Annotated in this window: 18 protein-coding genes; 11 read left to right on the top strand and 7 right to left on the bottom strand. The window is 72.5% G+C overall.

The features are described from left to right. Positions 1-166 precede the first annotated feature (166 nt). The 3 genes from Athai_RS27985 to Athai_RS27995 all read left to right on the top strand — a co-directional run bounded on the left by Athai_RS27985 (position 167) and on the right by Athai_RS27995 (position 3,030). Positions 167-1,252: an S-(hydroxymethyl)mycothiol dehydrogenase gene (locus Athai_RS27985; protein ID WP_203964249.1), complete on the top strand. Its 1,086-nt coding sequence runs from the start codon at positions 167-169 to the stop codon at positions 1,250-1,252. An 8-nt stretch (positions 1,253-1,260) separates the two neighbouring features. Next, positions 1,261-1,887 (top strand): MBL fold metallo-hydrolase, encoded by a 627-nt coding sequence (locus tag Athai_RS27990; RefSeq protein WP_203964250.1) that lies wholly within the window; start codon positions 1,261-1,263, stop codon positions 1,885-1,887. A gap of 99 nt (positions 1,888-1,986) precedes the next feature. Next, positions 1,987-3,030 (top strand): S1C family serine protease, encoded by a 1,044-nt coding sequence (locus Athai_RS27995; RefSeq protein ID WP_203964251.1) that lies wholly within the window; start codon positions 1,987-1,989, stop codon positions 3,028-3,030. Between the two features lie 45 nt (positions 3,031-3,075). On the opposite strand, the gene Athai_RS28000 is transcribed toward Athai_RS27995, so the two are convergent. Beyond that, the gene (locus Athai_RS28000; RefSeq protein WP_203964252.1) at positions 3,076-5,010 is read right to left on the bottom strand and encodes a DUF6596 domain-containing protein; all 1,935 of its coding nucleotides are present in this window, start codon (positions 5,008-5,010) and stop codon (positions 3,076-3,078) included. A gap of 76 nt (positions 5,011-5,086) precedes the next feature. Further along, on the bottom strand, positions 5,087-5,410 hold the full coding sequence (locus Athai_RS28005) for a YciI family protein (protein ID WP_203964253.1): 324 nt from the start codon (positions 5,408-5,410) through the stop codon (positions 5,087-5,089). A gap of 221 nt (positions 5,411-5,631) precedes the next feature. Here Athai_RS28005 and Athai_RS34930 point away from each other — a divergent pair, with 221 nt between their 5' ends. Further along, positions 5,632-5,760, top strand: a complete 129-nt coding sequence (locus Athai_RS34930; RefSeq protein WP_275422587.1) for a hypothetical protein — start codon at positions 5,632-5,634, stop codon at positions 5,758-5,760. A 151-nt stretch (positions 5,761-5,911) separates the two neighbouring features. Here the strand turns inward: Athai_RS34930 and Athai_RS28010 are convergent, their stop codons facing one another. The 3 genes from Athai_RS28010 to Athai_RS28030 all read right to left on the bottom strand — a co-directional run bounded on the left by Athai_RS28010 (position 5,912) and on the right by Athai_RS28030 (position 11,546). After that, the gene (locus Athai_RS28010) at positions 5,912-7,408 is read right to left on the bottom strand and encodes a chitinase (RefSeq protein ID WP_203964254.1); all 1,497 of its coding nucleotides are present in this window, start codon (positions 7,406-7,408) and stop codon (positions 5,912-5,914) included. A gap of 309 nt (positions 7,409-7,717) precedes the next feature. Beyond that, positions 7,718-11,005: a glycosyl hydrolase family 18 protein gene (locus Athai_RS34505; RefSeq protein WP_239157215.1), complete on the bottom strand. Its 3,288-nt coding sequence runs from the start codon at positions 11,003-11,005 to the stop codon at positions 7,718-7,720. A gap of 334 nt (positions 11,006-11,339) precedes the next feature. Then, the gene (locus Athai_RS28030; RefSeq protein WP_203964255.1) at positions 11,340-11,546 is read right to left on the bottom strand and encodes an FmdB family zinc ribbon protein; all 207 of its coding nucleotides are present in this window, start codon (positions 11,544-11,546) and stop codon (positions 11,340-11,342) included. Positions 11,547-11,630: 84 nt separating this feature from the next. Here Athai_RS28030 and Athai_RS28035 point away from each other — a divergent pair, with 84 nt between their 5' ends. From Athai_RS28035 to Athai_RS28055, 5 genes are all read left to right on the top strand, one after another. Then, positions 11,631-12,521 (top strand): lytic murein transglycosylase, encoded by an 891-nt coding sequence (locus tag Athai_RS28035; RefSeq protein WP_203964256.1) that lies wholly within the window; start codon positions 11,631-11,633, stop codon positions 12,519-12,521. Between the two features lie 86 nt (positions 12,522-12,607). After that, the gene (locus tag Athai_RS28040) at positions 12,608-13,480 is read left to right on the top strand and encodes an ABC transporter substrate-binding protein (RefSeq protein WP_203964257.1); all 873 of its coding nucleotides are present in this window, start codon (positions 12,608-12,610) and stop codon (positions 13,478-13,480) included. Next, the gene (locus Athai_RS28045) at positions 13,477-14,337 is read left to right on the top strand and encodes an amino acid ABC transporter permease (RefSeq protein WP_239157216.1); all 861 of its coding nucleotides are present in this window, start codon (positions 13,477-13,479) and stop codon (positions 14,335-14,337) included. Before Athai_RS28040 ends, Athai_RS28045 begins: the two co-directional genes overlap by 4 nt. Beyond that, positions 14,334-15,083: an amino acid ABC transporter ATP-binding protein gene (locus tag Athai_RS28050; protein WP_203964259.1), complete on the top strand. Its 750-nt coding sequence runs from the start codon at positions 14,334-14,336 to the stop codon at positions 15,081-15,083. Before Athai_RS28045 ends, Athai_RS28050 begins: the two co-directional genes overlap by 4 nt. 116 nt (positions 15,084-15,199) lie before the next feature. Then, entirely contained in the window at positions 15,200-16,210 is a 1,011-nt protein-coding gene (locus tag Athai_RS28055; protein WP_239157217.1) for a GNAT family N-acetyltransferase, read from the top strand. Positions 16,211-16,221: 11 nt separating this feature from the next. Here Athai_RS28055 and Athai_RS28060 read toward each other — a convergent pair whose 3' ends face one another. Together Athai_RS28060 and Athai_RS28065 are read right to left on the bottom strand one after the other, a co-directional pair. Then, positions 16,222-16,668, bottom strand: a complete 447-nt coding sequence (locus Athai_RS28060) for a helix-turn-helix domain-containing protein (protein WP_239157218.1) — start codon at positions 16,666-16,668, stop codon at positions 16,222-16,224. Between the two features lie 593 nt (positions 16,669-17,261). Then, positions 17,262-17,708 (bottom strand): MarR family winged helix-turn-helix transcriptional regulator, encoded by a 447-nt coding sequence (locus Athai_RS28065; RefSeq protein ID WP_203964261.1) that lies wholly within the window; start codon positions 17,706-17,708, stop codon positions 17,262-17,264. Positions 17,709-17,743: 35 nt separating this feature from the next. Here Athai_RS28065 and Athai_RS28070 point away from each other — a divergent pair, with 35 nt between their 5' ends. Together Athai_RS28070 and Athai_RS28075 are read left to right on the top strand one after the other, a co-directional pair. After that, positions 17,744-18,307, top strand: coding sequence for an isochorismatase family protein (locus Athai_RS28070; RefSeq protein WP_203964262.1), 564 nt, complete (start codon positions 17,744-17,746; stop codon positions 18,305-18,307). Positions 18,308-18,495: 188 nt separating this feature from the next. Next, positions 18,496-18,735 (top strand): hypothetical protein, encoded by a 240-nt coding sequence (locus Athai_RS28075; RefSeq protein WP_203964263.1) that lies wholly within the window; start codon positions 18,496-18,498, stop codon positions 18,733-18,735. Positions 18,736-18,841 lie beyond the last annotated feature (106 nt).

Raw genomic sequence — 18,841 nt, forward strand, 5'->3', positions numbered from 1 at the left:
TGCGTACCCGTTCCCGGGCGGCCATCCTCCTCCACCGGCCTGCTGCGGCACAGCCTGCCGGAGTCGCGGCGCCACCGCGCGCCATCCCGGCACCGGTGCCGTTCGCCCCCGCAAGTACCGGCGGGGGTCGTTGCGCGGAGCGGCCGGACGGGCCACGATCGCAGTCATGCCGCACGAGGTACGCGCAGTCCTGGCCACCGCCCGGGACACACCGGTCAGCGTCGAGACGATCACGGTGCCCGACCCGGGCCCGGGCGAGGCCCTGGTACGGGTGGCCGCCTGCGGGGTCTGCCACACCGACCTGCACTATCGCGACGGCGGGATCGGGGACGAGTTCCCCTACCTGCTCGGGCACGAGGCGGCCGGCACGGTCGAGGCGGTCGGCCCGGACGTCACCGAGGTGGCGCCGGGCGACTTCGTCATCCTCAACTGGCGGGCGGTGTGCGGCGTCTGCCGGGCGTGCCGGCGGGGCCGGCCGTGGCTGTGTTTCGACACCCGCAACGCGACGCAGCGGATGACCCGCGCGGACGGTACGCCGCTGACCGCCGCGCTCGGCATCGGCGCGTTCGCCGAGCTGACCCTGGTCGCGGCCGGCCAGTGTACGAAGGTGTCGGCGGAGACGCCCGCGACGGTGGCCGGGCTGCTCGGCTGCGGGGTGATGGCCGGGCTGGGTGCGGCGATCAACACCGGCCAGGTCGGCCGCGGCGACTCGGTCGCGGTGTTCGGCTGCGGCGGGGTCGGGGACGCGGCGATCGCGGGCGCGGCGCTGGCCGGCGCGACCACGGTGGTGGCGGTGGACGTGGACGACCGCAAGCTCGACTGGGCCCGCGGATTCGGCGCCACCCACACGGTGAACTCGCGCAGCGCCGACCCGGTGGCCGAGATCAGGGCGCTGACCGGCGGCAACGGCGTGGATGTCGCGATCGAGGCGGTGGGCCGGCCGGAGACGTACCGGCAGGCGTTCTACGCCCGTGATCTCGCCGGCACGGTGGTGCTCGTCGGGGTGCCGACCCCGGAGATGACGCTGCAGCTGCCGCTGCTGGACGTGTTCAGCCGCGGCGGCGCGCTCAAGTCCTCCTGGTACGGCGACTGCCTGCCGAGCCGGGACTTCCCGACGCTGATCGAGCTGTACCGGCAGGGCCGGCTGCCACTGGATTCGTTCGTGTCCGAGACGATCGGCATCGACGACGTGGAGGCGGCGTTCGGTGCGATGCAGCGCGGCGAGGTGCTGCGCAGCGTCGTGGTGCTGTGAGCGCGGCGATGACGACGAGGATCGAGCAGATCGTCACCGCCGGCGTGTTCGAGCTGGACGGTGGCCGCTGGGACGTGCAGAACAACGTCTGGCTGGTGGGTGACGCACGCGAGTGCCTGCTGATCGACGCGCCGCACGATGCGGCGGCGATCGCCGAGCTGGCCGCCGGCCGGGACGTCGTGGCGATCGCCTGCACGCACGCGCATTCCGATCATGTGGACGCCGCGCTGGCGCTGTCCGAGCTGGTCGACGCGCCGGTACTGCTGCATCCCGACGACCGGGTGCTGTGGGATCTGGTGCACCCGGACCGGGCCCCGCACGCCGAACTGGCGGACGGCGAGACGCTCACGGTGGCCGGCGTCGACCTGCGGGTGCTGCACACGCCGGGGCACTCGCCGGGCTCGTGCTGCTTCCACGCGCCGGCGCTGGGCGCCGTGTTCACCGGCGACACGCTGTTCGAGGGCGGGCCGGGCGCGACCGGCCGGTCGTACTCGGACTACGACACGATCGTCGCGTCGATCACCGACCGGCTGCTGACGCTGCCGGGTTCGACGACGGTGCACACCGGGCACGGGTCGCGGACCACCATCGCGGCCGAGGCGGCGAACGCGGCGGAGTGGCGCCGCCCCGAGTAGGCGACCCGGGCCGGCGCACTCGCCGCAGCGGCGGTCATATCGGCGCGCGGTTTCCCGGAAAGCGCCGCAGGCCGCCGCACCGGCTGGTAACCACATGTCATGTTCAGCAAACGATCCGTGCTCGTGGTCGTACCGGTGCTGCTGACCGCCGCGGTCCTCGCCGGATGCACCAACGGCGGCAAGAAGGGCGGCTCCGGCACCCCGAGCAGCACGACCGCGGCGGGCTCGGACAGCCAGAGCAGCTCGTACGAGAAGGTCGTGTCGAACGTGCTGCGCTCGGTGGTGCAGATCAACACCTCGCAGGGCCTCGGCTCGGGTGTCGTCTACGACGACAAGGGCGACATCGTGACCAACGCGCACGTCGTCGGCAGCGCCACGAGCTTCCAGGTCACCACGGCGACCAGTCAGAAGCCGCTGTCGGCGACGCTGGTGGCGAGCTACCCGCCGAACGACATCGCGGTGATCAGGGTGTCCGGCGACCTGAACGTACCGGCGGCCAAGTTCGGCGACTCCGGCAAGCTGAAGGTCGGCCAGCAGGTACTGGCGATGGGCAGCCCGCTGGGGCTGTCCGGTTCGGTGACCAACGGCATCGTCTCCGCGGTCGGCCGTACCGTGCAGGAGCCGCGCAGCCAGGACGCCCCGGCGACCACGATCAGCGACATGGTGCAGACCTCCGCCGCGATCAACCCGGGCAACAGCGGTGGCGCCCTGGTCGACCTGAACTCGCAGGTCGTCGGGGTACCGACGCTGGCCGCGACCGATCAGCAGGAGGGCGGCGCGGCGCCCGGGATCGGGTTCGCGCTGTCCAGCAACACGGTCACCCGGATCGCCGACCAGATCATCAAGAACGGCTCGGTCGGCAAGTCGGGGCGTGCCGCGCTCGGGGTGACGGTCCGGCCGGTGCTGAACCAGGACTACCAGCCGGCGGGTGCCGCGGTGGTGTCGGTGACGAAGAACGGGCCGGCGGACAAGGCGGGCATCCGGGCCGGCGACGTGATCACCGCGGTCGACGGTACCCAGGTGACCGATGTCGGGCAGCTGACCACGATCCTCGCCGGGCACCAGCCGGGCGACACCGTCGAGGTGACCGTCGACCGGGACGGCAACCAGCAGCAGATCAAGGTCAAGCTCGGCGAGCAGTGACGGCCGCCGGCGCCGCCGCTGCCGGCGCCGGCCGCCACCCGCCCGTCACCCGCGGGTACGGAGCTGGCGCAGGGTCCGGCCGCCGCTGGCGCGCTTGAACAGGTACTCGGCGCGCTCGTAGGACAGCCGGCGCCGGCCGGTCTCCGGGCACAGGTCGGCGGCGGCGGTCCGGCGGGCCGGTGCCGGCCGGCGGTCGCTGCGGAACAGCGGCCCGCAGCGCCGGCCGGCGACCAGCTCCGGCAGCACCTCGGCGGTGCCGGTACCCCAGGTCAGCCAGCCGGTGCCGACCCGCGCCCGGCGGCGCGGCAGGTCCAGGTCGGCCACGTCGAGGGCGAGCGCCGCGCTGACCGCGGCGCCGGACTCGGCAAGCAGCAGCCACAGCGCCCGCTCCCGCACCGCGACGCCGGGCCGGGCGCAGAGCGCGGCGAGCTCGGCCGCCGGCATCGGCGCGGTACGGCCGGCCGGCTCGGCCCGCCGTGCCAGCCCGGCGTCGAGTCCGGCGCGGCCGGCCCAGCCGCCGAACGACCGGACCGCCGCGCGGTGCCGGTTCCAGGTACGGGAGGCGGCGCCGCCCCAGGCCGAGTCGAAGACCCGGGCGACGGCGTCCGCGGTGACGTCGGCGAGCGGGATGCTCGGGCCGAGGTCGAGGCAGAGCCGGCGCAGCGTCTGCCGGTACGAGCGGAGCGTGCCGGCCCGGTGCCGGTCCCGGTCGAGGAACTCGCGTACCGCGGCGTCCAGGGTGCGGGCGGACGGCGGCGCGGCGGGCAGTGCGGCGGCCCGGCGGCGCAGGAAGGTCCGTTCGGCGGCGGTGCCGGCCAGCGCCGCCGCCCGGTCGTACTCGCGGCGGGCCTCGCCGGTGCGGCCGACCCGGGCCAGCAGGTCGGCCCGCACCCCGGGCAGCAGGTGGTAGTCGCGCAGCGCGGGGTCGCCGGCCAGCTCGTCGACCGCGGCGAGGCCGGCGGCCGGGCCGCGCGCCGCGCCGACGGCGACCGCCCGGTTGAGCCGCACCACCGGCGTCGGCAGCAGCCGGATCAGCGCGTCGTACAGCGCGGCGATCTCGGCCCAGTCGGTCTCCTCGGCGCGGCGGGCGCGGGCGTGGCAGGCGGCGATCGCGGCCTGCAGCACGTACCGCCCGGGCGGCTCGCCGGTGTCCCGGGCGCGCAGCAGGGCGGTGAACCCGCGGCGGATCAGCAGCGGGTCCCAGCGACCGCGGTCCTGCTCGGCCAGCGGTACCGGGGTGCCGTCGGCGGCGGCGCGCGTGGCGGACCGGGACGCCTGGATCTCCAGCAGCGCGACCAGCCCGTGCACCTCGGCGGTGCCGGGTGCGAGCCCGGCGAGCAGCCGGGCCAGCCGCAGCGCCTCCAGGCACAGTCCGGGCCGGATCAGGTCGTCGCCGGCGCTGGCCGTGTACCCCTCGTTGAAGATCAGGTACAGCACGTCGAGGACGGCGGCGATCCGGTCGGCCAGCTCGCCCGCCGGCGGCAGTTCGAACCGCACCCCCGCCTCGGCGAGGGCCTGCCGGGCCGCCGCGACCCGGCGCACCACGGTGCGCTCGTCGAGCAGGAACGCGCGCCCGATCTCGGCCGCGGTCAGCCCGCCGACCAGCCGCAAGGTCAACGCCACCCGGTACGGCGGGGGCAGCACCGGGTGGCAGGTCAGAAGCATCAGCCGCAGCACGTCGTCCGGCGGCTCGTCGCTCGACCGGCGCGCCTGCTCGCGCCCGGCGCGCTCGGTCGCCCGATCGGCGCGGGCCGAGCGGCGCAGCTGGTCGACGGCCCGCCGCTTCGCCACCGTGGTCAGCCAGCCGGCCGGATTGTCCGGTACGCCGTCTGCGCGCCATTGTTCCAGCGCGGCGACGAGCGCGTCCTGGGCCAGCTCCTCGGCCAGCCCGACGTCGTGAACCAGCCGGGTCAGCGCGGCGATGATCCGCGCCGACTCCAGCTTCCACACCGCGTCGAGCGTGGCCTCGACGTCCCTCATCGAGCCGCGCCACCCGGCACGCCCGGCCCGGGACCAGCTCCACCGGAGTCCTCCGCACGGCGCCGGAAGTACCGGCTCATGCCGAGTAGACCTGCCGGAGGGTGCTCTCGCCGTCGCCCACGATCCGGCGGAACCGGCGGCTCAGCTCGATCGCTTCCTCCTTGGAGCTCACCTCGACCAGCGCGAAGCTGGCGATCGCCTCCTTGGCCTCGGTGAACGGGCCGTCGGTGACGGTGATCTCGGCGCCGTCCGAACTGATCCGGGTACCGCCCGGCTCCAGGCCGCCGGTGGCGAGCAGCACGCCGGACGCGGTCAGTTCCCGGACGAACTCGCCCATCTCGGCGAACAGCTTCTCGTCCGGCGCGGTGTCGGACGGCCCGGTGGTCATCAGGTATCGCATGTCGTGCTCCTCGTTCGGTTCGCGCCCCCGGTGCGGCGGCGCCACACCCGAACGTCGCCCCAGCCTATGTGACAGGGAACGTTTCGCACCGACGTCGCGCAGGAAGCTCGTCCGGGCACCGGCTGGGCCGGCGGCGAGTGCCGTGGCCGCTCGCGGGCACCGGACCGGGTGGCCCCGTACCGTCGCACGAGGTGGAAGTCGGCGCCGCCCATCGTGTGGTGGTGAACGAGATCTGCCCGGACGTCGGCGAACTCGCCTCGCCGAACGCGAGGTCGAGCACGTCCCGGGAGCCGGACACCTGGCTGATCGGGACGTACCCGGAGCCGTTGGCGAAGCTGGCATGCAGGTAGCCGACCGGCGCATGCGCCGGCAGCCCCGCCGTCGTCGCGGCCGTACGACCGTGCGCCGATGCCTGGTTCGGTTGCCCCGCAACCGAACTGGCCACCGCCAGCAGCGTCGCCGCGAGCACGCCGACGATGCGCCGCCGTACCGCCGAGGGGGTCATGGCAGCGTGTCCAGGTGCGGGCCGACGGTGTTCGCGAACGCGTACCCGTTGCTCGCGTCCCAGTTGATCGACCAGGTCATCGCGCCGCGCACGGACCAGTGCGTGTCCGGCACGTACGAGCCGCAGTTGGTGCCGGTGGCCAGGCAGTCCAGCGCATCGTTCACTGTGGACGGTGGCAGATAGCCGCCGCCGGCGGCGGAGCCGGACGCCGGCAGCCCGAGCCCGACCTGGCCGGGTGCCAGGCCGCCCTGCAACTGGATGCAGGCCAGCGCGGTGAGGAAGTCCTCGGTGCCCTGGCCGTACACCTTGCCGTCGCAGCCGAGCATGGTGCCGGAGTTGTAGTACTGCATGTTGTCGATGGTCAGCACGTCCTTCGCGGCGAGCGCGAGCTTGAAGTACGCCATCCCGGTGGACTGCATGTCGATGGTCTGCGGTGCCATCGTGATGATGGTGTCGCTGCCGCCGGCGGACGCGATCCGGTGCAGTGCCTGCGACATGTACGTGGCGTCGACGCCGTTCTCCAGGTCGATGTCCACACCGTCGAAGCCGTACTGCTGCATCAGCGCGGTGATGCTGCTGGCGAAGTTGTTCGCGGCGGTGGAGTCGGCGACGCTGATCGTGCCGTTCTGCCCGCCGACCGACAGGATCACCTTCTGGCCGCGGGCGTGCACGGTCGCCACGTCCGCCTTGAAGTCCTCGTCGGTGTAGCCGCCCAGCTGGCCGGACAGCCCCGAGTCGACGGAGAAGGTGACCGCACCCGGCGTGCTCGGGTCGGCGTTCGCGAACGCCACCGCGATCAGGTCGTAGCTGGTCGGTACGTCGGACAGCCGCAACGCCGTGGCACCGTTGTAGAAGTCCTGCCAGTACCCGGTGAGCACGTGCGCGGGCAGCTCGCCGGCCGGTGGGGTACCCCCGCCGGACGTGGTGGTCACCGACACCGCGGCCGACCGCGGCGACTCGCCGGCCGCGTTGTACGCGCTGACCGTGAAGCCGTACGCGGTGCTCGGGGCGAGGCCGGTGACCGTCACCGAGGTGCCGGTCACGGTGGCGACCGAGGTGCCGTCCCGGTAGACGTGGTAGCCCTGGACGTCCCCGCCCGGCGCGGTCCAGGACAGCGTCACGGTGGAATCGGTGACGCTACCGGCGGACAGGCCGGTCGGTGCGGCCGGCGCGGTGGGGCTGCCGCCGCCGTCGCACGCGCCGTCGTCCTGCCACGGGCCCCATTCGGCGGCTCCGGGCGTCTCGCCCTGGGTCCACCACTTCGCGGTCCACTCGTGGTTCTGGTAGCTGACCTGGTCGCCGCCGACGTAGACGGCGGTGCTGCTCCAGGCGTCCGCGGTGCAGGTGACCGCGGGTGCGGCGGCTGCCGGGGATGCGGCGCCGAGCAGGCCGGCGGCGAGCACCGCGCCCGCCGCGACGGCGAGAACTCGGCGCGCGACCGCGGTGGGCCGGACGGCCGCACCCCCGGTCGGGAGGATTCTGGTTCGTCTCATCGTGGCCTCGGGTCTTCTCGTCCGCACCGGCGGTGCGGCGGCGTCCCGCCCCGGAGGGGGGACGAGGGCGGGACGCCGTGGGGGGAGCGTGCGCAACGTGGGTCGGTGGTGCCGGGCCGCCATGCCCGGCCCGGCACCACCGGGTCCTGGTGCCCGCGATGTCGGGCACCACCGGGTCCTGGTGCCCGCGATGTCGGGCGCCACCGGGTCCTGGTGCCCGCGATGTCGGGCACCACCGGGTCCCGGTGCCCGACGTCGGCGGGTCGGTCGGCGCGGCGCACCGGCGGTCACCGGCACGCCGCGCGGCCGTCAGTGCTTGCGTGGGGTGATCGCGGCCGGCGGCGCGTACGGCGCGGCACCGGTCCGGTCGCCGGGCGCCGGCGACGCCTGGACCGAGTTCGTGGTGGCGGCGCTCGACGGCGGCCCGAACACGCCCCAGGTGTCGGTGGCGTACTTCGAGCAGTCGGCCGGCTTGCCCTTCGCGGACTCGGACAGGATCTTCTCCAGCAGCGGCTGGCTGGTGGCCGTCTCGTCGTACGCCGAGAAGATCATCATGCCGCCGAGCCCGTTGCACTTCGCGTACGCGACATGGTCCACGATGGACTGTGGCGTGCTACCGGCGTAGAACGTGCTGCCGTCGTAGTACCAGCCGGCCATCCGCACCGGGTCGTAGTACGCGGTGCCGGAGATCTCCTTCTGCAACGCGACCCCGGGTACGTTGCCGGACAGCGGATGCGGCGCGCTCGGACCGGTCGCCGTGCCGTACTCGCCGTTGCTGCCGCCGGCCGGCACGCCGGTCCAGCCCCGGTAGTACATCGGGAGCCCGATCGTCAGCTTGTCGGCCGGGAACCCGCCGGGGATGGAGTACATCGGGTCGCCGACCGTGTACGCCTTCAGCACCGTGTCCGAGTCGTACTGCTGGGTACCGCCCGGCACCTGCGGCGACGGGTCGTCCGCGGACGGGAACAGCGGGTCCTGCAGGTTGGTCGGGCCGGTGGCGTCCCAGGCACCGTGCATGTCGTAGGTCATCACGTTGCCGTAGTCCAGGTACTGACCGATCTTGTCGGTCTGCACCTTGTCGATCTTGTCCTGGCCGCCCGGCAGCGCCGCGGTCAGCAGGTAGTGCTGGCCGCCAAGCGCGTCCAGCTGGGACCGGAACTCGGCCAGCAGCGCGGTGTAGTTCGCGGTGTCGTCCGGGCTGTAGTGGTTGCCGACGTGGCCGGCGTCCGACGCCGGGTACTCCCAGTCGATGTCGAAGCCGTCGAAGATGCCGGCCGCCGTGCCCGGACCGCCGTAGCCACCGGCGGACGGGATGTTGCCCTTGATGAACATGTCGATGCAGGAGCTGACGAACTTCTGCCGGGACGCGCTCGTCGCCGCCGCGTCGGAGAAGTACTTCGAGTAGGTCCAGCCGCCGATCGACATGACGACCTTCAGGTTGGGGTGCCGCGCCTTCAGCTCCTTCAACTGGTTGAAGTTGCCGACGATCGGCTGGTTGTACGTGTCGGCCGTACCGTCGACGCTGATGTCCGCGCCGAACGACTTCTGGTAGTCCGCGAACGCGTCACCGGCCCCGTCGCCGGCGTTCGGGTCGGTCTCGCCGCCCGGGTCGGGGGTCGACGCCTTCGTCGCCTCGAAGCAGGTCTTGCTGTTCGGGTCGATGTTCGCGAAGTCGTAGTTGATCACGTCGATGTCGTCCGCGTACCGGTCCAGGTCCTTGAGGTAGTACGCGTTCTGGTAGATCGACCACTGGTCGAAGTAGATGATGTTCTTGTCGCCGGCGCCGGATCCGTTGATGTAGCCGGACTTCCCGCCGTCGCCGCCACCACCGCCCGCTGCCGGGGTGCTCACCGACACCGCGTCGGTCTTCGGGCTCTCCCCGGCCGTGTTCACCGCGGTGACCTGGAACTGGTAGGTGGTCTGCGCGGTCAGGCCGGACACGGTGGCGCTGGTGCCGCTCGCCGAGGAGACCTTCGTCCCGTCCTGGTAGACGTTGTAGCTGTCCACCGTCCCGGAGGGTGCGGTCCAGGCCAGCGCCACGGTGCTGGCGCCGGTGGCCATCGCGGAGAGCCCGGTCGGCGCCGCCGGTACGGTGCTGCCGCCGCCACCGCCGCAGGCGCCGTCGTCCTGCCAGGGTCCCCACTCGGCGGCACCGGGCGTCTCACCCTGCGTCCACCACTTCGCGGTCCAGGCGTGCCCGTCGTAGCTGGCCTTGTCGCCGCCGACGTACACGGCGGTCGAGTCCCACGGGTCCGGGCACGCGTCGGCCGGGGACACGTCCTTGCGGGACACCTGCTGGTACGCCAGCGACGGCGTCGCCGTGCCGCTCGCCGCGGACGCCGTGCTGCCGCTCGCCGCGGACGCGGCGGTGCAGGCGCCCTCGTCGACCCATGGCCCCCACTCGCTCGCGCCGGGCTGCTCGTTCTGCGTCCACCACTTGGCCTTCCAGGTGTGGCCGTCGTAGGTCACCTCGGACCCACCGGTGTACGCGGTGTTCGCGTCCCACGCCGCCGCGGTGCAGGTACCCGGGTCGGTACCGCCACCGCCCGGCGGGGTGGTCGGCGGGTCGACGACCGTGGTCTGGTTGGCGAACGCGGTGGTGTAGGTGGTGAACTCCCACTTCTGCTGCGTCACGCTGGAGCACTCACCGGACAGCTTCTGGTTCTCCGGCGGGTCGCATTCCCGGTCCCGGTTGGCCGACCAGAACGTGTACCGCCCGAGCTTGTGCGACAGCGCGTAGTTCAGCACGGTCTGGAAGTCGGCCTGCCGGAAGTACTCGGCCGCGTCGGTGCGGCCGTTCATCCCGGAGACGCCCTCGTGCTGGTAGGCGAAGTCGGAGTCCCAGCCGAGGTGGCTCGTCAGCAGCCCGTGGAACGCCTCCAGCGCCGCGGTCTGGCTCGCGCCGCCGCCGCTGAAGCCGTTGTCGAACGGCATGATGGAGTAGTTGGACGGGATGAAGCCGATCGACTTCGCCTGGTCCAGCAGTTGGGTGCCGAACCAGCCGGTGCCGGCGCTGGTGCCCGGCATGGTGACCGACACGTACAGCCCGGGGTTGTCCGCCTGGAGCTGCTTCGCGGCGCCGAGTTCACGCCCGATCGCGGCGGTGTTCTCGTACTCCGGCTCCTCCAGGTCGAAGTCGATCGCGTGCAGGCCGTACGCGTCGATGACCTTCTGGTACGCGGCGGCGGTCGACGCCACGTCCGAGCAGGCCTGGCCGAGCTTGGTGCCGTTGTAACCGCCGACCGAGACGGACACGTCGCCGCCCTTGCCGCGAATGGTGTCGATGGCCGCGGTGATGTCCGGCGCCGAGCCGATCGGCGTCTTGCCGTCCCAGGCCGGGTTGCAGCCGCCGTCGGAGAGGATGAACGCGAGCTGGAACGCCTTCTGCCCGGTCGCGTCCATGATCTCGGCCGGGTCCGGCGGGTTGTTGTCCGCCGGCATCAGGTACGGCGCCGCCGCGTACCAGTTCGTCGACAGCGCGGCGCTCGGCGCCACCTGTCTCGTTGCGGGTGCGGCGGCTCCGGCGGTCGCGGCGGCGCCGGCGAAGAGCACGCCCACCGAGACGGCGCAGAGCACCTTGCTGATCGGTCTGTGCACAGATCCTCCTCGGGGAGTGGGCCACGCGGCCGGGGGTAGCCGCGCGGATCTGTCGCAACGGGATGAACCTTCGATGCCGACCTTTTAGGAAACTTTCCTTATAGTTTTCGGACCTTAATGTATTCGCCCTACCCCGTCAATCGCCGATTTCGGGCATCGTGCCCTAACGGGTGATCAGTCCCGAACGCGACGAACCCGGGCCACCGGCGATCCACGCCGGTGGCCCAGCCCCGAGACGTTCACCACCCAAAGACAACAAAACGGCCACACCCGCAACGGGTGTGGCCGTCGAGCCCGGCACGTCGGGCGTGCCGGCGCCGGGCCGCGCGGCCGATCAGTTGGCGCAACCGCAGGCCCCGCCGCAGCAGCCGCCGGCTGCCGGCGCCGACCCACCGACACCGCCCAAAGCCACCGTGGACAGCAGTTTCACCGTGTCGGTGTGCCCCTCCGGGCACACCGCCGGATCCGCCGAGGCGGCCATCGGGCGGTCCAGCTCGAACGTGCGCGTACAGGCGCGACAGCGGTACTCGTACCGAGGCATGGCGGGCACATCCTTCCGGGCCACCAGAGGTCGGTCCATTCTGACCCGACTTCTCAGGCAAACAATCGACTGTACCGGTTGAGCGTGCCGGAAGGACCCGACATACTCGACGTCGTGGTACGGCTTGCACTCCCCTCGCTGCACATCCTGCGCTGGTCCGGCTGGCGCCGGCCGGCGGTACGACTCGGCCTCACCGGCCTGGCCGCCGTCGCCGTCGTCGGCGCCGTCGGCACCGTGGGCGGGTACGTCGTGCCCACCCTGACCGCGCACGACGGGCCGGCCAAGAAGGTCGCCGGCCCCGCCACCTCGACCAGCCCGGCGCCCGCCGGCGGGCTGCCCGGCGGGGGTCCGCTCGGGCAGCCCAGCGGTTCGCCCTCGCCGTCCGGCAGCGCCGCGCCGTCCACCGGGCCGGCCACCGTGTCGTCCTGGGCGCACAACCTGACCCGGCTGGGCATCTCGCAGGTCGCGCTGCAGGCCTACGGGTACGCCCAGGTGGTCACCCAGCAGACCACCCCGGGCTGCCACCTGAGCTGGACCACGCTGGCCGGCATCGGCAAGATCGAATCGAACCACGGTACGCACGGCAACTCCCAGCTGCAGCCGGACGGCAAGGCGGAGCCGGGGATCTACGGCCCGCCGTTGAACGGCGCCCGCGGCGACAAGCTGATCCGGGACACCGACCACGGCCTGCTCGACCACGACACGGTGTACGACCGGGCCGTCGGGCCGATGCAGTTCCTGCCGGGCACCTGGACCAAGTGGGGCACCGACGCGGACGGCGACGGCGACGCCGACCCGCAGGACATCAACGACGCGGCCCTGTCCGCAGCCCGCTACCTGTGTGCGGACGGTCACGACCTGGCCACCGGGTCCGGTTGGTGGCAGGCCATCCACTCCTACAACAACCTCGACAAGTACGCCTCGGACGTCTACGCGGCGGCCGACGCCTACGGAGTGGCCAGCCAGCAGGGCTGAGCCGCCGCCCCCGGGGCCGCGGCCCACCTGGCGGTACCGGGCACCGGCGGTACCGGCCATCGATGCAGCTCACTTATGCTTCCGGCATGTCTTCACGCTCGCGCCGTGCCCTCCTCGTCGCCGGTGCCGTCACGCTGGTCGCCGCCGGCGCCGGCTGCGCACCGCAGAGTTCGGACGCCGGTTCGTCGACGTCCACGGCCAAGGCGGCGTCCTGCGCGCCCGGCAAGCTGGCCACCCGGACCAAGGGCACGCTGACCGTCGCCACCGACAGCCCGGCGTACCCGCCGTGGTTCGTCGACAACAAGCCGGCCAACGGCAAGGGCTACGAGTCGGCCGTCGCGTACGCGGTGGCCGACAAGCTCGGTTACGCCAAGGACCAGGTGAAGTGGACGGTGGTGTCGTTCAACACGGCGATCGCGCCGGGCCCCAAGCAGTACGACATCGACGTGAACGAGTTCTCCATCTCGCCGGAACGGCGCAAGGCGGTCGACTTCTCCTCGCCGTACTACGACGTGCGGCAGACGGTCGTCGCGCTGTCCTCGTCCACGATCGCCAAGGCGACCTCGGTGGCGGCGCTGAAGCGCGCCAAGCTCGGTGCACAGGTCGGGACCACCAGCTACCAGGCGATCACCGACTCGGTCCGGCCCAGCGTCCAGCCGCAGGTGTTCAACAACAACGACGACGCGAAGAAGGCGCTGCAGAACGGCCAGATCGACGGCCTGGTCGTCGACCTGCCCACCGCGTTCGAGGTCACCTCGGAGATCAAGGGCAGCACGATCGTCGGCCAGCTGCCGAAACTGTCCGGCAAGGCCGAGCAGTTCGGCATCGTGCTGGACAAGGGCTCCCCGCTGACCGCGTGCGTGTCGAAGGCGGTCGACGGGTTGCAGTCCGACGGGACGCTCGCCGCGCTGCAGCAGAAGTGGCTGGCCGACACCGCGGGCGCGCCGGAGCTGCAGTGACGGCCACCGCGGCCGCGCCGGCGCCGAGCGAGGTCCAGCTGGGCCGGATCGCGTACCGGCGGCGGCAGACCGTCCGATCGGTGCTGGTCGCGGCCGGATCCACGGTGGCACTCGGGCTGGTCCTGGTCGTCGCGATCACCGGTGCGCCGGGTTTCGACCGGGTGCGGGAGTCGTTCCTCGACCCGAAGGTGGCGTGGCAGACGCTGCCGGACATCCTGGTCGGCCTGTGGCTCAACATCCGGCTGCTGGTCTGCTGCACGATCGGGGCACTGCTGCTGGGCCTCGCGATCGCGGTGCTGCGTACCCTGCGCGGGCCGGTGTTCTTCCCGTTCCGGGCGCTCGCGATCGGCTACACCTACTCGTTCCGTGGCGCGCCGCTGATCATCGTGCTGTACGTGCTGACGCTCGGCGTGCCGGGGCTGCGCCTCGCCGGTACGCCCTCGGTCGTCGTGCTGGGCGGCGTGGCGCTGGTGATCACCTACGGCGCCTACATGGCGGAGGTGTTCCGGGCCGGCATCGAGTCGGTACACCCGTCGCAGCGCGCGGCGGCCCGGTCGCTCGGGCTCTCGTACCGGCAGACGATGCGGTTCGTGGTGCTGCCGCAGGCGGTCCGGCGGGTGATGCCGCCGCTGCTCAACGACGTGGTGTCGATGCAGAAGGACGTCGGGCTGATCTCGCTGGCCGGGCCGATCGACGCGATCCGGGCCGCCCAGATCGGCGTCGCCGAGCACTACAACTTCACCCCGTACATCGTGGCCGGGGCGCTGTTCGTGCTGCTGGCGATACCGCTGATCGCGGTGACCGACTGGGTGACGCTGCGCTCCGCGCGGCGGCAGAACGCGGACGGTGCGGCATGACCGACGCGGTGCTCTCCTGCGTGAACGTACGGAAGCGGTTCGGGACCGCCGACGTGCTGGCCGGGCTCGACCTCGACGTCACCGAGCACGAGGTGGTGGTGCTGATCGGCGCGTCCGGATCGGGCAAGTCGACGCTGCTGCGCTGCGTCAACCTGCTGGAGGAGGTGGACGACGGCACCATCCACCTGGACGGCGACCACATCACCGACCCGCGGGTCGATCCGGACCGGGTGCGCCAGCGGATCGGCCTGGTCTTCCAGTCGTACAACCTGTTCCCGCACCTGAGCGTGCTGGACAACGTGACGCTGGCGCCGCGGCGGGTGCACCGGGTGGCCCGGGCGCGGGCCGAGGAGCGGGCGCTGACCTGGCTGTCCCGGGTCGGGCTCGCGGACAAGGCGAAGGAGTACCCGGACCGGTTGTCCGGCGGGCAGCAGCAGCGGGTGGCGATCGTCCGGGCGCTGGTCAACTCGCCGCGGTTGCTGCTGCTCGACGAGGTGACCTCGGCGCTCGACCCGGAACTGGTCGGCGAGGTGCTCGCGATGGTGCGCGATCTGAAGTCGGACGGGATGACGATGCTGCTGGCCACGCACGAGATGGGGTTCGCGAAGCAGGTGGCCGATCGGGTGTGCTTCCTGTCCGAGGGGCGGATCCTGGAGCAGGGCACGCCGGCCGAGGTGCTCGGTGACCCGCGGCAGCCGCGTACCCGGCAGTTCCTGCAGCGGATCATCGAGTCCGGCCGGCTGTGATCCGACCACCAAACACGCATTTCGCGTACTATGTCCGAATGATTGACTTCGATGATCGGAAAATAACCCGCCGCACACACTCGCGCACGGACTCCCCCATCGGGTAGGCAGGAGTGGTGCGGATCAGAGAGTGGGAGCCAGCCACCGCGTCGGACGCGGAGATCGACGCCTGGCTGCGGGTCTACAACGCGGCCATCGCGGCCGACGTGCCCGGCGAACCGCCGTGGCGGCGCGACCGGCTACGCGACTACCTGTCCGCCGCGATGCCGATCGAACGGCGCGCCGCCTGGATCGCCGAGGACCACGGCGAGCTGATCGGCTACGTCGGCGAGAACCTGCTCGGCTACGACATGGCCGGCACCGCCGTCATCGAGCTGTTCACCGAACCGGCCCACCGCCGCCGCGGCGTCGGCGGCGAGCTGCTCGTCGCCGCGGCCCGGCACGCCGCGGCACACGACCGCGACCTGATCAGTACCGAGATCGTCGAGGGCACCCCGACCGTCGACTTCTACGCCGCGCACGGGTTCCGGCCGACCGTGGTCGAGGAGAGCAGCCTGCTCTCGCTGTCCACAGTGGACTGGGAGCAGGTGGCGGCGAAGTCGAACCGGATCGGCGCGGGTTACCACATCGAGCACTTCCCGGACGGGCCACCCGAAACGCTGCTCGCGTCGTACGCGGACGCCAAGCTGATCCTCCGGCACACCCCCGTCGCCGACGTGGAATGGCACGCCGGCTTCGAGGCCAGCCGGATCCGGGACAGCCTGCGTACCCTGCGGGCCCGCGGACTGCGGCCCTACGTCACCGTCGCCATCCACACCGCCAGCGGCGAGGTCGCCGGGCTCACCGAACTCGTCGTGCCGGCGCACCGCCCGGACCGCGCCGACCAGTACGACACGATCGTGGTCCCGGAGCACCGCGGCTACGGCCTCGGGCTGACCATGAAGGCACGGCTGCTGCTCGCGCTGCGCACCGCCGAACCGCAGGTCGAGACGGTGCAGACCTGGCAGCCGGTGGGCGACGAGCAGATGCTGCGGGTCAACGCCGAACTCGGCTTCCGGCCGCACCGCCGGTGGTACGACTACGAGGCCCCGGTCTCCGCCGTCATCGAGTCCCGCCGCACCGCCTGACCGGTCGCTGGTCACGCGGTGCGCCGCCAGGCCGACCGGCGTCGCCAGTCCGGGTCGTGCAGCGGATCGGGCGGCGGCGGGTCCCGCCGATGCTGCGCGACCCGCACCTCCCACTGGCTCCGCCGCCGCTGCGCCGCTCGTCGCTCCGGGTCGCGGTGGAACGTCTCCGGTGGGCGCGCCAGCCCGTAAACGTCGCCCCACCATTCGCCCGGCAGCGGGTCGAGGATCGTGTCGAGATGAGCCGGGTAGCGGCGGCCCGCGCCGTCGCGGGTGTCGTCCCAGTCCTGCATGGGCAGCACCATCCGTCCGTAGGGGTCGATCACAGTCAGCTGCAGCCCCGCTGCGCGGAGAATCCGGTCGAGCACGTCGAGACTCGGCTGGCTGGCACCGGTCTCGATCCGGCTGATCAGCGAGTGGCTGGTCCCCACCAGCTGCAGCGAGATCGCGTTGGCTGGCACCGAGAATGCGCCGTACCCGCCGTACGACCTTGCCCGCCTCGAGCCGGGATGGGCGGCGTCTCAGCGCGTCGAGTACGCGCCGCCGTCGCGGTGCGCTGACCACGTCGACGGCGGTGTCGGGGACGGATTCACTCATGCGTCGATGGTTCCGCACGCCAGGCTCGGCGGCCATGCATGTGGACAACCTGTGGACAGCCCTCCCCGCGCGGGCCCGGCACCGACAGGTTCCGCATCGGCCGCGAGCCGATCTCGCCCACGTCCGCCGAGGTGTGCACCCCTTCCGAGCGGCCTTTGCTCTGCATACCCAGATGCACCACCAGCGGTGCACCTGGGTGTCCAGAGCCGGCTCTGGACACCCAAATGCACCGTTGTTGGTGCGCTCAGGTGTGCAGAGCAAAGGGTGTTGGAAGGGAGGGGTGGCCGGGGAACGGGTGCCAGGTCGGATGTTCGGGGCGGGGTCATCGCGACCGGGCAAGGATGCCGGGCAGCGCTGGCGGTCCTGGCAGGCTGACGCCGGCGTACCGCCCAGCCCGCCGGCCGGGCGCGGTTGCGCCCGTGGCCGTGGCGCGGACCGGCCGGGCCGGCCGCGAGGGTCAGCTGGGGAGGCCGAGGTTGGTGGCGACCTGGGCGAGCGCGGTACGGAAGGCGGCGCGGTCCGGCGCGCTCAGCCCGGCGAGCAGTTCGTCCTCCATCTCCCGGGACGCCCGGGTGCATTCGGCGAGCAGCGCGCTGCCGTGCGCGGTGAGCCGGAGCGCCTGCCGCCGACGGTCGACGGGGTCGCGGACGCGCTCGACCGCACCGAGCCGTTCGAGGTGGTCGGCGATCCGGACGATCAGGCTCGGCGCGACGCCCATCACCCGGGCCAGGTCGAGCTGCGAGGTGGCCGGCGCGGAGCCGAGCAGGGCCAGCACGCCGACGTGCTTCGGCTTGAGGTCGTGGGCGGCGATCTCGGCGGCGAATCGCTCGGTCACCACGGCGCCGACGACACCGAGCCGGAACGCGGAGGTACCGAGCAGGGGCGCGGCCTTGACGTCGGTCATGGCCTGCATGCTAGCGTGGCGAAATCATTCACATCGTGAACGATTCACGGAGGCAACAGATGCTCGACCCGACCACCGTGCAGGTCCTGCTCGCCGACCTGCAGACACACATCGTCCCGCTCGGCCGGACGAACGAACCGACCGCGCTGCGCCGGGCCGCCGGCAGCCTGGCGACGATCTGCGAACTGCTCGACCTCCCGGTCACGCTGTCCACCGCGCCCGGCCCGGACGTCATCGCCGAACTCGACCGCTTCGGCGCTCCGCTCGTCCGCACCGGCCCGGCCTGCTGGGACGACCCGGCCACCCGCGCGGCGATCACCGACCAGCACCGCCGGACCCTCGTCCTCGGCGGAGTGACCAGCGAGATCGTCGTTCTGCACACCGCACTGGACGCGCTCGCCGCCGGTTTCGACGTGCAGGTCGTCGCCGACGTCTGCGGCGGGCTGTCGGACCGCACCGAGCAGGCCGCGTACCGGCAGATCGAGGCGGCCGGCGGCCGGATCACCTCGGTACCCAGCCTGGCCAGCGACATGGTCCGCGACTTCACCACCCCCACCGGCCGGACCACGATCGAGACGCTCGTCGCCGCGGCGCACTGACCGGCCCCGCCACAGCACGACCCGAGCGGCCCAGCCGCAGCACGACCCGAGCGGCCCCGCCGGCCCGGGGCGGCGCCGGCGGCGAGCACCGCCTGCGGAGTGCATCTGGTTCGTGACAGTTCCGTCATGAACCCGGGGTGTCGACGTCGAACCAGATGTCAGCCCCCCGGCCCGGAAGGTGATCGAGCATGAGCCACTCCGCGATCCACTACGGCACCCCGCACGCCGGCGACCAGGTCTGGATCTCCCCGGCCGCCGGAATCCACGGCCAGGGCTCCTGGTGGGCGCTGGTCGTGTCGACCACGCCAGCGCTCATCAAGGGCGCCGTCTACCTGCGGGTGGTGCCGCTCGACGACGTGGACGGTGACGCCCGGGTACGCGAGTTCTACGCGCGCACCGAGGGCCTGCTGATCCGCCGCTGCGGGTGACCGCCGCGACCGGCCGGCCCCGACGGCGAGCCGGGCGCCCGCGAACGGTGCCCGGCGCGGCCCGACCCGCCGGAACGCGCCGCGTCCCCGCGCGCGTCGGAGCCCA

Origin of the sequence: Actinocatenispora thailandica (genome assembly GCF_016865425.1) — a bacterium.
Classification (GTDB): Bacteria; Actinomycetota; Actinomycetes; order Mycobacteriales; family Micromonosporaceae; genus Actinocatenispora; species Actinocatenispora thailandica.